The organism is Oleiphilus messinensis (assembly GCF_002162375.1).
In the GTDB taxonomy this organism is placed as follows: domain Bacteria; phylum Pseudomonadota; class Gammaproteobacteria; order Pseudomonadales; family Oleiphilaceae; genus Oleiphilus; species Oleiphilus messinensis.
In genome coordinates this window covers 4,952,806-4,969,699 of sequence record NZ_CP021425.1, presented here as the reverse complement: position 1 = coordinate 4,969,699, position 16,894 = coordinate 4,952,806, and the positions used below count along the sequence as shown (strand labels likewise).

Annotated in this window: 15 protein-coding genes; 6 read left to right on the top strand and 9 right to left on the bottom strand. The window is 48.8% G+C overall.

Annotation, left to right across the window (positions count from 1 at the left end; all coding sequences use genetic code 11):
- The first annotated feature begins 4 nt into the window (after window positions 1–4).
- Window positions 5–583 carry an FHA domain-containing protein gene (locus OLMES_RS21610; protein ID WP_087463160.1) on the top strand — a complete coding sequence of 193 codons (579 nt, stop codon included), beginning with the start codon at window positions 5–7 and terminating at the stop codon, window positions 581–583.
- 1 nt (window position 584) lies between these two features.
- The gene (locus OLMES_RS21605; RefSeq protein WP_087463159.1) at window positions 585–3,020 is read left to right on the top strand and encodes a protein kinase domain-containing protein; all 2,436 of its coding nucleotides are present in this window, start codon (window positions 585–587) and stop codon (window positions 3,018–3,020) included.
- An 8-nt stretch (window positions 3,021–3,028) separates the two neighbouring features.
- On the opposite strand, the gene OLMES_RS21600 is transcribed toward OLMES_RS21605, so the two are convergent.
- Entirely contained in the window at window positions 3,029–4,198 is a 1,170-nt protein-coding gene (locus tag OLMES_RS21600; RefSeq protein ID WP_087463158.1) for a glycosyltransferase family 4 protein, read from the bottom strand.
- 303 nt (window positions 4,199–4,501) lie between these two features.
- Window positions 4,502–5,422, bottom strand: coding sequence for a MaoC/PaaZ C-terminal domain-containing protein (locus OLMES_RS21595; protein WP_157678439.1), 921 nt, complete (start codon window positions 5,420–5,422; stop codon window positions 4,502–4,504).
- A gap of 265 nt (window positions 5,423–5,687) precedes the next feature.
- Between OLMES_RS21595 and OLMES_RS21590 the strand changes: the two genes are divergently transcribed.
- Window positions 5,688–6,710, top strand: coding sequence for an AraC family transcriptional regulator (locus OLMES_RS21590; protein ID WP_087463156.1), 1,023 nt, complete (start codon window positions 5,688–5,690; stop codon window positions 6,708–6,710).
- A gap of 83 nt (window positions 6,711–6,793) precedes the next feature.
- On the opposite strand, the gene OLMES_RS21585 is transcribed toward OLMES_RS21590, so the two are convergent.
- Window positions 6,794–8,227 carry a 3-oxoacyl-ACP reductase gene (locus tag OLMES_RS21585; protein ID WP_087463155.1) on the bottom strand — a complete coding sequence of 478 codons (1,434 nt, stop codon included), beginning with the start codon at window positions 8,225–8,227 and terminating at the stop codon, window positions 6,794–6,796.
- Between the two features lie 214 nt (window positions 8,228–8,441).
- Between OLMES_RS21585 and OLMES_RS21580 the strand changes: the two genes are divergently transcribed.
- The 3 genes from OLMES_RS21580 to OLMES_RS21570 all read left to right on the top strand — a co-directional run bounded on the left by OLMES_RS21580 (window position 8,442) and on the right by OLMES_RS21570 (window position 10,996).
- The gene (locus OLMES_RS21580; RefSeq protein ID WP_198343077.1) at window positions 8,442–9,719 is read left to right on the top strand and encodes an acetyl-CoA C-acetyltransferase; all 1,278 of its coding nucleotides are present in this window, start codon (window positions 8,442–8,444) and stop codon (window positions 9,717–9,719) included.
- Window positions 9,720–9,919: 200 nt separating this feature from the next.
- On the top strand, window positions 9,920–10,582 hold the full coding sequence (locus OLMES_RS21575; RefSeq protein WP_087463153.1) for an O-methyltransferase: 663 nt from the start codon (window positions 9,920–9,922) through the stop codon (window positions 10,580–10,582).
- 30 nt (window positions 10,583–10,612) lie between these two features.
- Entirely contained in the window at window positions 10,613–10,996 is a 384-nt protein-coding gene (locus OLMES_RS21570) for a response regulator transcription factor (RefSeq protein ID WP_087463152.1), read from the top strand.
- A gap of 203 nt (window positions 10,997–11,199) precedes the next feature.
- Here OLMES_RS21570 and OLMES_RS21565 read toward each other — a convergent pair whose 3' ends face one another.
- From OLMES_RS21565 to OLMES_RS21535, 6 genes are all read right to left on the bottom strand, one after another.
- Window positions 11,200–12,549: an IS1380 family transposase gene (locus OLMES_RS21565; protein ID WP_087459351.1), complete on the bottom strand. Its 1,350-nt coding sequence runs from the start codon at window positions 12,547–12,549 to the stop codon at window positions 11,200–11,202.
- Between the two features lie 49 nt (window positions 12,550–12,598).
- Complete coding sequence (locus tag OLMES_RS21560) at window positions 12,599–13,354, bottom strand: MBOAT family O-acyltransferase (protein ID WP_198343076.1); 756 nt, start codon at window positions 13,352–13,354, stop codon at window positions 12,599–12,601.
- 659 nt (window positions 13,355–14,013) lie between these two features.
- Window positions 14,014–14,343: an acyl-CoA dehydrogenase family protein gene (locus OLMES_RS21550; RefSeq protein WP_087463149.1), complete on the bottom strand. Its 330-nt coding sequence runs from the start codon at window positions 14,341–14,343 to the stop codon at window positions 14,014–14,016.
- 43 nt (window positions 14,344–14,386) lie between these two features.
- On the bottom strand, window positions 14,387–15,937 hold the full coding sequence (locus tag OLMES_RS21545; protein WP_087463148.1) for a long-chain-fatty-acid--CoA ligase: 1,551 nt from the start codon (window positions 15,935–15,937) through the stop codon (window positions 14,387–14,389).
- A gap of 19 nt (window positions 15,938–15,956) precedes the next feature.
- A complete protein-coding gene (locus tag OLMES_RS21540) occupies window positions 15,957–16,379 on the bottom strand; it encodes a PaaI family thioesterase (RefSeq protein WP_232465169.1) in 423 nt (140 codons plus the stop codon).
- A complete protein-coding gene (locus OLMES_RS21535) occupies window positions 16,372–16,857 on the bottom strand; it encodes a PaaI family thioesterase (RefSeq protein ID WP_198343075.1) in 486 nt (161 codons plus the stop codon). The genes OLMES_RS21540 and OLMES_RS21535 overlap by 8 nt, the downstream gene beginning before the upstream one ends.
- Window positions 16,858–16,894: the final 37 nt, after the last annotated feature.

The following is a 16,894-nucleotide window of genomic DNA, read 5'->3' as shown; positions in this document are numbered from 1 at the left end:
AAGCATGGTCAGTTTTGTAAAAGTTTGCCCGGGCTGTGGTCATATGGAACCGGAATATGAAAGTGTGTGTTCTGCCTGTAATCAATTTATCGGGATGGAACCGTCAATTCCCGAACCGCAGCGAAAAGATGTGCGGAATACGGACCCGGAAGAAGCGGCAAAACCTGAGGCCACAACCGCAAAAGTCACGAATCAGAATGCCAATACCGCCGCTCTGGCAGATTCCTCCGTATCAGTTCAGAAACAATCCGTATTGTTTTTAGATATACAGAATGAAAATCATATATTGACGATTCAAGCAGGTCAGATTTTAGGGCAGGAATATCCCGATTCGGAGGCAGATGTACAGATTCCCAGAAAAATAGAGGGTGTGGAATTTGTGCACCGTTGCCATTGCCGCTTTCAGTATGAAGGTTTGCATTGGACGCTGGAAGCGCTGGATCAAGCGCAGTGGGGTGGTGAATTTAATAATCCGACATGGATTAATGATGTACTGCTGTCACCGGGCAAAAAGGAAAAAGTCAAAAATGGTGATCTGATCCGGCTGTCGGGCCTCTATATTCGTATCAAAACGGTAGAGTGACATGACCTGTGAGCGCGTGACCGGAATCACCCGTCGTTATATCTGGCGCGATTCGAGTCTTCCAGTTACGCAACGGTACACAATCGCTGCTCCGGAAATGCCAGCTGTGGCTCCGTTATCTGTTACCCAACACTATGTCTGGCAAGCGCCGGAAAACGAACGCAGTCGCGTCGGCCAGTTTAACCAAGGCGTATTGCTGGCAGATCGCTATCGCATTCTGAGCGGCCCTTTAGGTGAGAGTTCAGGGGAGGGGGAAGTATACTGTTGTCAGGATGAGGAACGGGCTCAAAAGGTGGCGGTAAAGCTGTATCATGGCCAGAATGCCCCCAAGCAAAGTGTAATTGAGCAACTACAAGGTTTAGTTCACCCCTATATTGTCAGGCTTCAGGACTACGGACAGTGGCAAGGTCAATTTTATGAGGTTATGGATTATTGTACGGGCGGTGTGCTGTCAGATGTTATGCCGCTCACCGAGGATGAGCTCGAAGCATTGATTCCCGGCGTGGTTCAGGCTTTGCGGTTTTGTCATGAGCAAGGCATTATCCACCGCGATCTAAAACCGAATAATCTGTTTTTTAATAACCTGGATGACGGAATACTACTTGGTGACTTCGGCATTAGTTCCTACCTTGAAAAAAGTGCCGCTCAGGTAACACAGACATTTCATCATCTCACGCTGGACTATGCTGCCCCTGAGTTACTGGATGGGCATGTGGTCAGTGATAAAACGGATTACTATGCGTTGGGCTTAACCCTCGTGCATATTTTATTAGGCGCGTCCCCTTTTTCGGGGCAGTCAAACAATGAAATTCTGGTGGCCCATCTGCGCGGCAGAATTCCCTTGCCCAAAACCCTGAGTTCCCGTTGGCGGTCACTGATTCGAGGTCTGACCCACCTGCAACCCGAGGCGCGCTGGGGTTACCGTCAAGTGATGGCCTGGTTGCAAGAGGAGCCCATCCCGCTTGCAGCGTCGCTTCATCCGGCCCCGACGAGCAGATCGACCCCGTCTGGCATGCCTTCCAGATCGAAGGTTGATACATCGAATACTGACCACCATAGTCACGCCTATCCGGACACGACATCTGCTCGCTATCCCGGTTTTCCCGAGGCGAGCACGCCTGCTCAGCTGGCGAGGAACCTTGATCGATTCGAAGCCATGGAACAGCTGATTAAAGGCGACATCAGACGTTGGTTATTTGATTTCATTAGCCCGGTTATGGCCGGTGCGGTGGATGATTTGGCCGCATGTGTCAGTCCGGATGAATTGTCCGGTACATCCGGGTTGGAAGCACAAATTCTTATGCGCTTGCGTTATATACTTGACCCGGACACGTCGCTAATTGTTGAAGGCGAAACGATTGATAATCTAACGCAACTGGCTAATCTTGCAAAACATGCGGACCGCAGCAAAATCAGTAGTCTTGATGCCACGTTATGGCGTGGTGAGATCGAAGCCTGGATTGCGGCAAAAGAGCGCGCCGGTAATCGCACAAATGAACTGTTGTCCCGAATTTCTGCTATTCGACAACGATTAAGCCAGACCGGGCATCCTCGTGTCGCGTTATTTGCATTGCGTTATACACTGGACCCTCAACAACCTTTACATTTGTTTTCTCGGTATTCAATAACACACCCTCATGATTTGGGTGCTTTGTTTTCCCGGCCCAGCAGTGCCTTGCACGGTGTGGTCAAAAAACTCATTTTTGGGCGCTACTTTGAAGAATGGATCCGTGCTGCAGAATTTCCGGGTTGGGAGAATGATATACGATTTATTGAGGATGCGCGGCTCAGGTATCTGGACAGTAAAGATGTGGGGGTTTATTCCGTAATCTGGCACTACTCACCCGACGTTCCTTTGCCTTTTCAGGGGCACGCAATTACCAAGCCCCGAGATCTGGCGAGACTGATCGACAAGGACGACGTGAGCCAGAAAAAAGGGATGGCACTGATGAAACTTGGCTGGTTAAGGGCCTGGCTGATTCATAGTTCCAAAGTGAATAATACCGCAGCGCTTGATTTTGTCCTGCTGGATACCACCACAAGTGATGAAGCAAAGCTGGAAAACATGCTACAACTGCTTGATCCTTTTATCGCCAAGCCGCAGCTCTGCGTGCAACCAAAGGTCCTGCACTTCGGAAGTGTTGATCCAGGCGCACCTCGAAAACGGGAAGTTGTCTTGTCGAATGAGGGGCGAGGTCATCTTTATGGACATGTCTTCCTCAAGGCACCCACCACCGCAATGGTTGTGCATCAAGCACGTTTTGAAGGCTTGCAAAGCCGGATTGAAATCACAGTAAACAGTATCGGCCTGGAACCCGGACGCTATCGTAATCAGCTGGTCATTGAGAGTAACGGTGGAACGCTGCAAATTGATGTCGCCTTCTATGTGAAAGCAGAGAGTGGTGACGAGAGTTGGTGGGGGCGTATCACCAGTTGAGTCCGCGCTTAGTCTGCTTCCCCGTCGTTGAAGAGTGAGAGATATTTTTCTTTTATGTGTGTGATTTCGTAGTTTCGAGAGAATCGTAATCCCTTCTTGCGGAGAGAAAACAATCGCTGTGGATTGGTCAAAATTGCTGTGATGTGGTTAGCTGCATCGGTTAGTTTTTCCACATCGAAAACGATGCCAGTTACATCATCGTCTACCAGGTCTGCCAGTCCTGGACTGTTGCACACAGCCGTCAGGCACCCCGCTGCCATACCTTCTAGAATCGCATTCGGGAAACCTTCACAGCGACTCGTCAGGATATTGACATCGAGAACAGAATACCATTCATTTACATTGCTCTGATAGCCCGTGAACATCACGTCGGTTGCGATTTTTAATCTATTACATAAATCCATCAATTTTGGTTGTTCGGGGCCCGAGCCAATGATGAGTAGTTTTGCGCTCATATCAGGATTGATTTTCAGGTATTCGTTAAATAAGTGAATACACAATTCAACCCGTTTGATGGTCACTAATCTGCAAACAATACCAAACACAACAGCATTCTCAGAAATATTCCATTGCGTTTTCAGTTCCTGATTTTTGGCGGGGGAAAAACAAAATTTATCAAGTTCAATCCAGTTTGGAATCGTATGATATTCGATCTGATGTTGGTTGAGTCTCTCCGCGTGAATCGTGCGAAAGTTCATTAACGCGGATGGGCTCACTGCAAAAATGTGGCGTGTGTTTTTAAAGATATCTTTTGTGTGATTCTGGTACCAGGGCGTTGGCGTGGGTTCTTCCGGATACATTCCGTGAATGCTGACAATACTGGGTATACGGAATAAATTGGCAAACCACAAGAAGGACATACCATGGGAGGTCCAGTTGAATGGCACGTAGACAATATCCGGATTGAAGCGCAAGACGGGTAACAAACAAAAACAGGTGATGACTTTCAAGGCAAGACGGTTTTGCCAATTCTCAATAAAACCATCAAACGCTATGCGGTGAGAGTGCAATCCCAAATGTGCACAAGATTCCTGAAAGGTCTCATCGCCCTCAAACGCTTTGAAGTAGATGATGATTTCCGAGCCTTGATCTTTTAAATGGCTAGCTCTTGTCAGTGCTTTACGTTCCAGTCCACCGAAACCGGTTGTATACATCAAGAAAGCAATCCTTTTTGGCATTCAACTTCATCCCTAAAACTCATCTTAATCGTATTGTTAGCCACAAAGATGACTACCTGTCTAATAATAGCTGTGCTTAGGGCTTTAATACAAAGAAAAACTGGCTATCTGTTTATTCAAAGGTTTTACAATGGATTTTTGGGTGATATGTGAGCAAAGATACGGGTGAGATCGATGGGGAGCGCACAATTTTCCTTGAACACAACCTAGCTTGATTGAAATGGCCGAGAGCGCTTGTGTTGATTCGACCGAGAAGTGATCGGGAGGAGCGGAGCCCCTCCCGACGAAACAGATTTGAGGATGCTATTTGCTTAGGAATGTAACTTTGCCAGAAACGTGAGGTTTGGTGCTTGATTCGTTAGTGAGTAATATATCGATACCTTCAGCACTTTCGTTCCAGTTCAGTTTAACCGTGGCCGGTAACAAGACGGGTAATTTGAAATCAACGTGTACTGAGAAATTCTCAGTTTCGAAGTAGGGCTCCAAGGCTGCAATGCTCCGCGCTTTGCTCCACATGCCGTGAATAATAGCCTGTTTAAATCCAAATAGCTTCGCGGTTAGGTCATACATGTGGATCGGGTTGATATCTCCGGATACCTTCGCATATTGACGGCCAAGATTACTGGCCAATGTAATGATTTGATGGTTCGTGAAACCTTCTGCCAGGTTGGCGTTTTTCGGTTTTGCTTTGTTTGCTGAGGATTGGCTGGTTTTGGCCTTCCGCAAATAGGTACTTTTGCCTTCCCAAACCAGTTTTCCGCCGCAGTGATAGAGCGTTACGAAGTCGAACTCAAACCCCTTTGCTGACTCCCGTTGGGTGGACATTTGACACTCGACATCAAAAACTTCATGTTGCTCAAGCTGTCGATATTGCGTCAGCGTATTACTTAGATGAACCAGTCCGGCAGTGGGGTAGGGAAATTCCGGGTGGGTCAGCATTTTCATATGCAACGGGAAGGCGACAACATGAGGATAGGTACAGGACACCTTTTGTGGATCCGCAAACTGGCATACCTTGTTATAGGCAGACATCTTTTTCGAGTCGAATTTCACGCCATGGACTTTCAAAGTCAGGTTGGGGACATCACGCTTTGAGCTTTGGGATTGGCCAAATCGGGGCCGTAACATGAGAGGAATCACTTTTAGCGTGGAAGGGATGTGTGGCAATTCCTCTGTGTAATTGACAGATTCGTTCGTTACGGGTGATTCCTGTGATGCCGACATGGTCGAAGCGCTCCGAAGAAAGTTAGACGTTAGTAGAATCATTCTATGTAATGATGCCGCGACGCCTAATGGCTAATTGCGACTCAGAGCGCGTCATTTGGGTCAATATTTGTTATATTGTACCAAATGCGCTTCAGGAACGTTGTTTAAGGTAAGTCTTTGTCATCTTTGGGTTTGAACTTGATTCTCATATTTTTTTCCTGACAGACTTCCCGCTCGACTATCCTGTACCAATAAGACAAATGACTCAAAGCCGGAAATAAGAATGAGCGAACTAAAAGACGCCGGAATCATGTTGCAGATGATTTATAAGGCGATTGTTAAAGTCGGAATTGATGTGGCGTCGCTTTTTGACGAATTGGGGATCACAGAAGACTACCTCTATAGTGCGCAACTCAGAACACCGCACGAAGCACAGCTGTTATTTTGGGGGGCCATCGAGAAAATCAGTGGCGATAGTAATATTGGTTTACGTCTGGGCGAACAACTGCCGGTTTTTCGTGGCCAGGTTCTGGAATACCTTTTTCTGAGTAGCCCCACCTTTGGCGAAGGCTTGAAGCGAGCGTTAAATTATCAGCGGTTAATTAGTGATGCGTCGGAGGCCTATATCGAAGAGGGTGAAGAAGAGTGCACCATGGTCATCAATACCGCTTCAGATGCTGTGCGCCAACTTCGCCATTTCAATGAATGCTTTGCCCAGGGGTTGATAAAGTTTTTCAAATTCGTCACCGAAGGGGACTTCGCCCCCAGTGCAATCGACTTTGTCCATGCCGAGCCGGAGAATGCCGAAGAAGTTGCCCGGGTTCTAGGCTGTAAAGTGCGGTTCGGAGCCGAAATCAACCGGTTGTATTTTCCGAAAGCCATTATGACCCGACGCTCGCCCCATGCTGAACCCGAGTTAATGGTGTTGCATGAACAATTAGCCAGTGAACAGGTTGCACGCTTGGCGAAAATGGATATTGTCGAGCAGGTGACAAAAATTATTGCGGAATTACTGGAAAGCGGTGATGTGACATTGGAGACGGTCGCGGAGCGGTTGGACATCAAGCCACGGACCCTGCGCACGCGCTTGGCGGATGCTAATACAAACTTCAATCAGGTGCTGGCGGAATATCGTTATCGATTGGCTAAACGGTTATTGGGCGGTACTAACGAATCGATTGATGAAATAGTCTATCTGACGGGGTTTTCCGAGCCGAGTACGTTTTATCGGGCATTCAAACGCTGGGCCGATATGACGCCGGTTGAATATCGTAAAAGTCGACAGGAACGGCAAACTGAAGTTTAGGGTGTAAGCGCCTTAAACTTTATAGCGTAAGAGCACCCGAGTATCGTCATGGGCTGAACAATACTCGGGTGTTGATGGGACGCTTATTTACCGATCAGGCTTTGTCCACACACGCGCACAACATTGCCCGTTACACCCTGTGAGCCCGGATGAGCATAGTAGGCGATTGTTTCTGCAACATCTCTGGGTTGTCCACCTTGAGACAGACTGTTCATGCGGCGGCCCGCTTCACGGATAGTGAAGGGAATCGCAGCCGTCATTTGCGTCTCAATGAACCCTGGCGCTACAGCATTGATGGTAATTCCTTTTTTCAGCAGCGGGGCCATACTTTCCACATAGCCGATTACACCCGCCTTTGAGGCGCCGTAATTGGTTTGCCCAAAGTTACCGGCGATACCACTGATTGAGGCAACGCCGATAATTCGGCCATTGTCATTGATTACGCTGTCTTGCAGGAGTTTTGCATTGATGTTTTCAATGGCGATCAGGTTGATATTCATGAGCACATCCCAGAAATGCTCTTTCATACGACCGAGCGTCTTGTCTCGTGTTACACCCGCATTGTGTACGATGATATCCAGACCCTTGTGTTTCTCCTGGAAGTACTTGGCAATCACTTCCGGTGCATCCTGTGCGGTAATGTCTAAGGCCAGTGCCTCGCCACCGATTTGTGACGCAACCTGCTTCAAACCTTCTTCCGCCTGGGGTACATCGAGGCATACGACTTTAGCGCCGTCGCGGGCCAATACATTGGCAATGGCTTCACCGATTCCCCGTGATGCGCCCGTCACCAACGCAACTTTACCCGCAAGCGGTGCGTTCGCGTTGTCAGTCGCTGCCAGTTTTCCACCTTCTTTCACCCGGATAACCTGGGCATCCACGTAAGCTGATTTAGCCGAGGCGAGAAACGCCAGCGTTGACGCCAGGTAATCGCCCGCGCCACTGTTGCTTGTCAGTATCTGATCGGCATAAACCAGTTGAGCGGTTGCACCCTTCTTGCCCACTTCTTTCGCCACACTGCGAACGAAACCTTCAAGTGCTTTTTGGGCAGTGGCCTGTTGTGGATCACATTGCTCTGGCGTCAGGCCAATAACAATAATTCGACCGCATTTGGCTACATTCCGGATTGTGGGGTGGAAAAAGTCATAAACCGCACGCAGTTCGGTACTATTGGTGATGCCGGATGCATCAAAAATCAAACCTTTGAAGCGATCCGTTTCAGGCAGGGTTTCCAGCTTGATTGCTGCACCTTTGGCCGCGCCAAAAGCGTCTTTCAGGAACGCCGCATTAGCAGCGTAAACCACTTGTCCCGGATTGCTGCTGGCGCTCGACAATGCATCGATAATCGCTTTCCCGAATTGCCCATTGGCGGCTGAGCCTACCAGGTACTTGCCATCCATCAACTCCGTCTTGGCGCTGTCGCTCCGTTCCAGAATCATGGGTGCTGGCAGGTTCAGTGCATTCACTACGGATCGGCCAACAGAGGAGTTGGCAACTTTGTGGTAATAATCAGTCATAAGGTGATCTCAATGTGTATTTCAGTGCTTTGATTATAAGCCATGTTGCCAGACATTCAGCAGGCAGAAATTGACTCAGTCACATCTCTGCAGCGTCAGGGCTGCCAATGAGTTAGGCTATTTTTACCCTAGACTGATGTCCGCACAAGGGGTAGTCTGGCGAAACGTTAATGTAAGGCCCGGATGACACCAAATTGAACAAGAGGAAACCATTGTGAGCACAGGAATACGAAAAGTCGCCGTGATCGGTGGCAACAGAATCCCATTTACCCGATCCAATACGGCTTATTCATCGTTGAGTAATCAGGAGCTTTTGACTTCAGCGCTACGTGGTTTGGTGGATCGCTACAACCTTCAAGGCGAAAAGTTGGGCGATGTGGTAGCCGGGGCAGTAATCAAGCACTCGCGGGATTTCAACATGACTCGGGAGAGCGTCTTGAGCTCGGGTCTGGCTCCGGAAACACCCGCTTATGATATCCAGCAAGCCTGTGGTACAGGTCTGGAAGCCGCAATTCTGGTTGCAAACAAGATAGCACTGGGGCAGATTGACGCGGGAATCGCGGGCGGAACCGATACGACCTCCGACGCTCCGATCGGACTGAGTGATGGTCTGCGGGAAATTTTACTGGATTTGAACCGCGCGCGATCCAACGGTGAACGCCTGAAAATCATCTCCCGCTTCCGTCCTTCTCAACTTATTCCGTTGATCCCGCAAAACAGTGAGCCGCGCACTGGCATGTCAATGGGTGACCATTGTCAGGTTACGGCCCACGAGTGGAAGATTCCTCGGGATGAGCAGGATCAATTAGCCTTTGAAAGTCATCAGAAATTGGCTGCAGCATATCAAAATGGCTTTTTCGAAGACTTGATGACGCCGATTGCGGGCTTGTCACAAGACAATACCCTTCGCCCTGATACCTCTCTTGAAAAACTGAGCACATTAAAGCCTTGCTTTGATCGGGAAAACGGGACGATGACGGCAGGCAACAGTACTGCACTTACCGATGGTGCATCCTGTGTGCTGATGGCAAGCGAAGAGTGGGCAAAAGCAAAAGGCCTGCCGATCCGCGCTTACTTCACTCACTCTGAAGTGGCCGCTGTGGACTTTACCGGTAAGAAAGAAGGCCTGCTGATGGCGCCAACCTATGCGGTTCCCCGTTTGCTGGAGCGTGCAGGTTTGACCCTTCAGGATTTCGATTTTTACGAAATCCACGAAGCCTTTGCAGCACAAGTGCTCTCCACATTGAAAGCATGGGAAGATGAGACCTTCTGTAAAGAAAAACTGGGTCTCAAGAAAGCGTTGGGCTCAATTGATCGTAGCAAACTCAACGTCAACGGAAGCAGCCTGGCGACAGGTCACCCGTTTGCGGCGACCGGTGGACGGATTGTGGCAACACTCGCGAAGCTACTGGAACAAAAAGGTTCCGGACGCGGCCTGATTTCTATCTGTGCTGCAGGTGGTCAGGGTGTGACGGCAATTATGGAACGTTAATACCGCGATCCAGGTGTATCCGTTCTACTTGCCCCGGCCAGGTTTACCGGTCGGGGCTTGATTCTCTCTCTTTTCTTTTCTACCCGCTACGTCTTCGTCTATATTCTTTTTATAGGGCGTGTTTCCGCCTTAATCCAGAAGCGAGCATCATTCCGTTATTGGTGATGAATCGCCCACACGAGTCCAGGTCGGAGAAGGTGATGACCAACCGAACACTGCAAATGAATGATGCGCTATACGATTACCTCATCACTCAAGGTACCCAGGAATCAGCTATTCTCGCCGAACTCCGGCAAGAGACCGCCTCCGATGAGATGTCACGAATGCAAATTGCCCCGGAACAGGGCCAGTTCCTGTCATTTCTCGTTCAGTTGTGCGGCGCACGGAAAGCATTGGAAGTCGGCACCTACACGGGTTACAGCTCTATCTGTATTGCATCGGCATTACCTCAGGACGGGCAGTTGATCTGCTGTGATATCAGTGAAACCTGGACCGCCATTGCTCGCCGTTATTGGCGACGTTTGCATCTGGAGCCTAAAATAAACCTGTGTTTGGGGGATGCACAACAAACACTTAAACAGTTACTTGATCAGGGTGAACAGCGCACCTTCGACTTCATCTTTATCGATGCTGATAAAGAGCACTATGTTCAATATTACGAGCTGGCGTACAAGCTGTTGCGAAGTGGTGGGTTACTGGTGATCGATAATGTGCTTTGGAGTGGTCGCGTTGCGGATATTCAGGTTCAGGATAATGAAACCCGTGCGATTCGAAAACTGAATCGAACCGTGATGGAAGACCGCAGAGTGTCCTGTTCATTATTACCGATAGCGGATGGGTTGATGTTGGTGCGCAAGCATTAGGGTCTGCCGAAAAACGCTGGAGCATTTGTGATGAAAACAGTGCTGGTGATCGAAGATGATAAATTCAGTCAAAAGTTCATTGCCAAGGCGCTGGCGTCAAACTACGACATTACCCTTGCCGGTAACGGCACTGATGGACTAAAAGCGTTTCAGAACACACGACCGGACATCATCCTGCTGGATGTCGAAATGCCCGGTCTAAATGGCTACGAGGTTTGTGACCGGATTCGTCAGGACGATCCCAACCACAGTGTTCCAATTGTCTTTCTCTCGGGTAGAAGCTCTGTCAGGGAGCGCATGCTGGGCTATGAAGCCGGTGGTGATGACTATATGGTCAAGCCATTCGAGCAAGACGAGTTGTTAGCAAAGTTATCCGTTTTATTAAAACCTAAATCCTGCAATCTATATGTCTGAATCGATTCGATACGACTATAGCGACATTTAGTGTCGATGGATCACCATTTTGCACACCATGCAACTGAAACAAGCGTAATTCACTTGATTGGACTGTTTAAATTATAATCATCTTTATCGTCAACCGGAGCAACAGGCCAAAGTCTGCCTGACTCCAAATCTGGAATTTGCTTAGTCGAAGAATTTAAGTATAGGTATTTTGGTCAATGAATAAACGACAACTTTAACCAGTCAGCCCACGGAGTTGGGTGAAGATGGTTGCTCGGAACGTTGACCTTAAGCTGATTCCCACCACGCAAGAGTTGTCCAGCAGTACGTACCAGAAAAGTTCGGATAGTTTGAATTTCCCATCGTTTCAATTCGTCATTATCGCTCAGTAGTGCCATCCAGCGTACCGTGTTATACGCCAGCACAGCGCATTGGAAAATTAATGAGCTGGCCATGAAATCATGGCTCTTGATTTGCGCCAGCCCCATTTGGTTCTTAGCTTCATCCAACCAGGTTTCACAAGTTGCGCGCTTTCCGTATGTCGTGTGTGCTTGCCAAGGAGACAACCGCTCTGTGGTTACGTAGCAGAAGTAGTCGTAAACGGGCTCATTCAGCAAGGCTTGTTGAGGGCCTTTGGTGATGAGAGCAGTTTTACGCCGCACAGCAACAAAGCGACGTGACCGCTCCCATTGACCGCATTGATGGAAAAAGTCACACTGTTCCCAATCGGTATGACCAGGTACTCGTTGCCAAGCTTGCTTGTCCAACAAAGCGGCAAGGCCTTTGAGTTTCACTTTAATCAGGTAACCATGGCGAGCCTGATCCAGCCAGTCCATGAGCTCTCCAACAAAGAATCCTGAATCACCTCGGAATAGCAGCCGCATTTTGGGTGGCATCTGCGCAGAAAGTTGCTGCATGAAGCCTACAATGCCGTTGCTGGTGTAGGTGCTGCCACTGCGCAACCATGCTTGCAAAATTTCTTTGGTGTGGCTGCAAAAGGCAACCAGTGGATGATAAGAATTAGAGCCTTTTTTCGTTGGGTTGTAGCCTTTTTCAGCACCTTCCTGTTGACCGTAAACGGTTTTGACAGTCGAGTCCACATCAATCCAGCCTCGATAGAGGGTTCCGGGCAACCAAGTACCGGACTTCAATGCTCTATGCCAAATTCCCTGACGCAAGGTGTGATTAATCTGTTCGAGCTGGGTGACATGCTTGAGCTTTCCACGACGGAAAATACGACCCAATGTACTGTCATCTGGAATCGATAGCCACCCCCCCACTTCACGCAGCACCTGATCTGCCCACACAGAAACCACCTTCCTGAGCGAAGTGGCACCGGCGATGATGCCGATAATCGTTAGGTAGATTGAGTCGCCCAAGCTGTAACGAGCCGTGTTGCCGCGTTGCAAATCAAGATGCTTCTGGCAAGCCTCGGTAAAACCGATGTGATCGAGGAAATGCATGGCAGGGATAATGCCAGCTTGACTAGTCAGCTTTTTTCCGGTGTGTTGATAGCGAATTTTTGCGGCTGGTTTTTTGGCACTTTTATGGGTATTCTTGATCATGAAAAAGGTGACTCTGATGTGCTTGGTTGTTTGGTGATAACCAATTGAATCAAATCGCCTTTTTCTTTTCAAGTACAATGTTGTTTGCAGAATTTAGGGGTGAATTAAAATTGATTGGCAACTTGATATTGAACAGCAGCGCCGCACCAATTGCCATATCCGTGTACCCGCTGAAATCGAAATACAACTGAAATGTAAACGATAAAGGCGTAGCCCAGGCCTCGATAAGGGTTAATGTTTCTGCATGATCAAATCCATTGGTCGCCCATATCGCGAAGGTATCTGCAATGACGACTTTTTTGAATAAACCGATCGAGAACATAAACAGACCACAGGCAATATTTTTATAATTGAGCACCTTGCTTCTCAGCGTGGCAAACTGCGGCATCATTTCTTTGTGATGCACAATCGGGCCTGCGATCAATTGCGGGAAGAAGGTAACAAACACCCCGTAATTGAGAAAATCATACTCTTCCGTCTCCCCTCGGTAAGCATCCACGAGATAGGCGATTTGCTGAAATGTAAAAAATGAAATCGCCAACGGCAACACCAGATTCAAGGGTGACAATTCTGTATCAAACGCAAAGTTGACGTTAGTAATCAGAAAATCTGCATATTTGAAATAGGCCAGGAGTCCAACATTCGCGACGACTCCAATAGTCAGGAGTTGCTTTCTCGAGACCTTGCTATGATTGTCATTCTTAGTGAGCGATGTTCCGATAACGTAATTGAACACCATAGAGATGAGTATGAGCGGCAGATAAACCGGATTCCACCAACTGTAAAAAAACAGGGATGAAACCACCAAAAACCCTTTCGAGGCCTCTGTCAATCGCTTCTTATTCAGGTAGAAATAAACGAAGAATGTTATCGGCAAAAACAGAAATATGAATTCGTGACTGTTGAATAATATCTTTTATTGCCATAACAAATTGTTTTTTATTGATAATAGAGTATAGCGATAAAAAATGCTCTGCTCGTCACCGGAAAACTGGAAACCTAGTTTCCCACCTTCGTTGGCCGTGCTGAACACGTAAAAATCGCCAGCAAGACCCTCGGCCATCGGCGGGTCTCGGGGTTGGCACAGTGTCGAAGCTTGTTTCCGACGTAACCCCCTCTTGCTCATCAGACCTTCAGCCAAAACTCAACCGAGCAACTCGGGGACACTTTGCGCTCGGAATTTGTGATTTACCCGCCTTTCAGCCCCACGCTAGCAGTCTCACAACGGTAATCTTCCGTTTGACCCGTTAATTGCACCCCATCTGTGCTGAGCGACACATCATTTTGCGTAATTCGTTGTTTGCAGAATACGAGTGGGCGTCCTGCTTATCGCAACCGTAATTTCTGTTTGACCCGTTAATTGCGCCCGATCTGTGCTGAGCGACACCTCATTTTGCGTAATTCGTTGTTTGCAGAATACAAGTGGGTGTCCTGCTTGTCTCCTGCTTGTCTCCTGCTTGTCTCTTACCCCAGAAAACAGAATACGAGTGGGTGTCCTGCTTGTGTGATGGCGACACCGAAGGGGCTGGTTGGCGGCGCTCCGGCCATAGCTCTTTCGATATCGAAGATATAGCGCTGCGTCGCTGTCCAGCCTGGCCCACCGTACTGTTCTGGCCAAGTTAGCGCCAGCCAGCCCTGTTTCCCTAATTTCCTCTCCCACTGTTGCTGCTGCGTCTTGGTTGGCATATTACCGAGTGCTGACACACGCTCAAGTTCTTCAGGTACGTTTTCCCGCATCCAAGCGCGTATGGACTTTTGAAAATCCAACTCTTCCTGTGTAAATTCAAGATTCATGGCTTATTCCGTGCTAGTAATTGATCTTAGCGAAAACAGTGGTTCAGTTGACCCCCCGCTCCTTCTGCTGCCAGTAAGGAGCTCGAAGTTCGTTTTTGAGAATCTTACCGGCACCACTTATGGGTAACGGGTCGCTTCTAAACTCGATGCTTCGAGGGAGCTTGTAGCCGGCAATGCGTTCCCGGCAATGGACCAATAGCTCCTCTTCCTTAAGAGTATGACCTTCGCAAAGCACCACGATGGCATGCACTGTTTCACCCCATTCGTCGTGAGGAATCCCTACTACAGCACATTCCTGCACCGCAGGATGGCTGTAAATGGCGCCTTCCACTTCGACAGAAAAGATATTCTCTCCACCACTGATGATCATGTCCTTGCTACGATCGACAATAAAGACAAACCCATCTTCATCCATATAGCCCAGATCACCGGTATGCAACCAGCCGTTGCGCAGAGTTTCGGCCGACGCCTGCTCCATTCCCCAGTAACCGAGCATAACGTTCCCCCCTCTGGCACAGATCTCCCCGACTTCGCCACGCGGTAGCTCAACATCATTTTTGTCAAGAATGGCAACCTCGACACCCAGCGCAGCCCTGCCCGCACTTCGTAGCTTGTCGGATCCCGGCACATGGAACTCCGGGGCCAACGCGGTAATGATGGGTGAAGCCTCCGTCTGCCCATAACCCTGGGCAAACAGGGCCTGCGGCATCTGCTCCATGGCACTAATCAATACTGCCTCTGGCATCGGCGACGCGCCATACAACATGCGCTTCACGCTGCTGACATCGAAATCCTTTATTTTTCCGGACGACGCGAGAAGGTTGATCATTGTCGGTACGAGTAGCGTGTGTGTGACTTTCTCGCACTCAATGAAGCCCAGCACATCGCCGACTTCGAAACGTGGCACAATCCCGTGGGTTCCACCAGCCATGGTTACTGCAAAGGTGCTTGCCATATCAGCCAGATGAAACATCGGACCCGCATGCATATAAATAGTGTCTGGCCCGTAACTCATTTCCGGGACCACATTAAGCGCGTTGAAAACAAGATTGTCGTGACTCAACATCACCCCTTTGGATCGACCGGTGGTGCCACCGGTATAGAAAAGTCCGGCGAGCTCCTTTCCGCCTTCGCTGAGATCCTGTATCGGTTTTGACCCGTCAATCAACGCCTCGTAGCTAACACAACCTTCCGGTAACTCGCCGTCGCCCATAAACACCACATGTTCGACACTATCAAGCAGCGGACGCAACTTCGGTAGCATCGCACTGAAGGTGTCATCCACAAACAAGATTGACGAGCCGGAGTCATTAAGAGTGAACGCGATTTCTGGGGGAGCAAGCCGAATATTGACGGGATTAAGGGCGGCACCAGCCCAGGGCACCGCATAGAAATATTCGAGATAGCGGTCACTATTAAGAGACAAAATCGCAATGCGGTTTCCTCTTTCTATCCCCAATGACAGAAGGCCACCGGCAAGTCTAGCAACACGGCCTTCAAACTCCAGCCATGACTGCTTTCTATCTTTGTAGATCGTCGCAGTACCATTGGGGTGTTGTTGCACGGCACGGCGTAAAGTCTGTGATATGATCACAATAAACTCCTAATATTTATTAACGGGTGTAGATAAAGCGTCCGATCGAGACGAGTTTCTTGTCCAGATAGATATCGACAGAAACAACGATAAAACGTCTGCCAGCACGGATAAGGCGAGGCTCGGCACGAATGCTCCCAGCGAACGCGGGACGTAGATAGTCAAAGGTCATACTGTTACACGAAGGCTCTTTATCCAGATCAAGCGATTGCACCAGATAGAGGGCTGCGGTGATTTCGCCAAAACTAGCGAGAATGCCTCCGTGAAAAGTGCGTAGCAGTGTATTGCCAATATGCTCCTCGCGGAAAGACACTTGATAAGCTATACCTTTACCCGAACTCACTGCTTCAAGCCCCAGAAACTCCACAAAAGGGGTATTCTCAAGCATCTCTTTCTGCACTTTATTCATTCGTGGAGCTTCAAACACAGTTGATTCACTCATTTCTTAGCTCCTTTTTTATATCTGAATCAAACGCCGGACCAAGAGTGCCAACAGCAAATGAGCCTGATACCGAAGCCAATAAGGTGTTATCAGAGAACGCGCAAGCGCGCCCGCGGACGTAAGCTATATCACCCTGTACTGCATAACACTCCACCTCACTGAAAACACCCTCTCCGCTAGGCACTTCCTCGATAAAGTCGACGCGAAGATCGATAGTAGCAATCGGGCGCATATCACCAAGTCGCGAAAATATCGCCAGCCCACAATTGGTATCCAACAAAGTAACAACCACTCCGCGATGAACGCCGCCAACCCGGTTGCAAAGGGCAGGACGGCAGGCGAGACTCATCACTGCTCGCCCCTTGCCGATTTCTTCCACCTGTACGCCAAACGCATTAAACAAGGGATGAGTTGCTCCAAAAAATGTTTCGGCGATCGTCATATTATGATCCGCCGCTAAGGTATCTTGCTTATTCATTGGTAACTTCTTTTATAATTAAATGACCTCCGGCAAA

Excerpts from the sequence above, each read along its gene's own strand:
- OLMES_RS21610 (WP_087463160.1), top strand. The coding sequence starts at position 5 with ATGGTCAGTTTTGTAAAAGTTTGCCCGGGCTGTGGTCATATGGAACCG.
- OLMES_RS21605 (WP_087463159.1), top strand. The coding sequence starts at position 585 with ATGACCTGTGAGCGCGTGACCGGAATCACCCGTCGTTATATCTGGCGC.
- OLMES_RS21600 (WP_087463158.1), bottom strand. The coding sequence starts at position 4,198 with ATGCCAAAAAGGATTGCTTTCTTGATGTATACAACCGGTTTCGGTGGA.
- OLMES_RS21595 (WP_157678439.1), bottom strand. The coding sequence starts at position 5,422 with ATGTCGGCATCACAGGAATCACCCGTAACGAACGAATCTGTCAATTAC.
- OLMES_RS21590 (WP_087463156.1), top strand. The coding sequence starts at position 5,688 with ATGAGCGAACTAAAAGACGCCGGAATCATGTTGCAGATGATTTATAAG.
- OLMES_RS21585 (WP_087463155.1), bottom strand. The coding sequence starts at position 8,227 with ATGACTGATTATTACCACAAAGTTGCCAACTCCTCTGTTGGCCGATCC.
- OLMES_RS21575 (WP_087463153.1), top strand. The coding sequence starts at position 9,920 with ATGACCAACCGAACACTGCAAATGAATGATGCGCTATACGATTACCTC.
- OLMES_RS21570 (WP_087463152.1), top strand. The coding sequence starts at position 10,613 with ATGAAAACAGTGCTGGTGATCGAAGATGATAAATTCAGTCAAAAGTTC.
- OLMES_RS21565 (WP_087459351.1), bottom strand. The coding sequence starts at position 12,549 with ATGATCAAGAATACCCATAAAAGTGCCAAAAAACCAGCCGCAAAAATT.
- OLMES_RS21550 (WP_087463149.1), bottom strand. The coding sequence starts at position 14,343 with ATGAATCTTGAATTTACACAGGAAGAGTTGGATTTTCAAAAGTCCATA.
- OLMES_RS21540 (WP_232465169.1), bottom strand. The coding sequence starts at position 16,379 with ATGAGTGAATCAACTGTGTTTGAAGCTCCACGAATGAATAAAGTGCAG.
- OLMES_RS21535 (WP_198343075.1), bottom strand. The coding sequence starts at position 16,857 with ATGAATAAGCAAGATACCTTAGCGGCGGATCATAATATGACGATCGCC.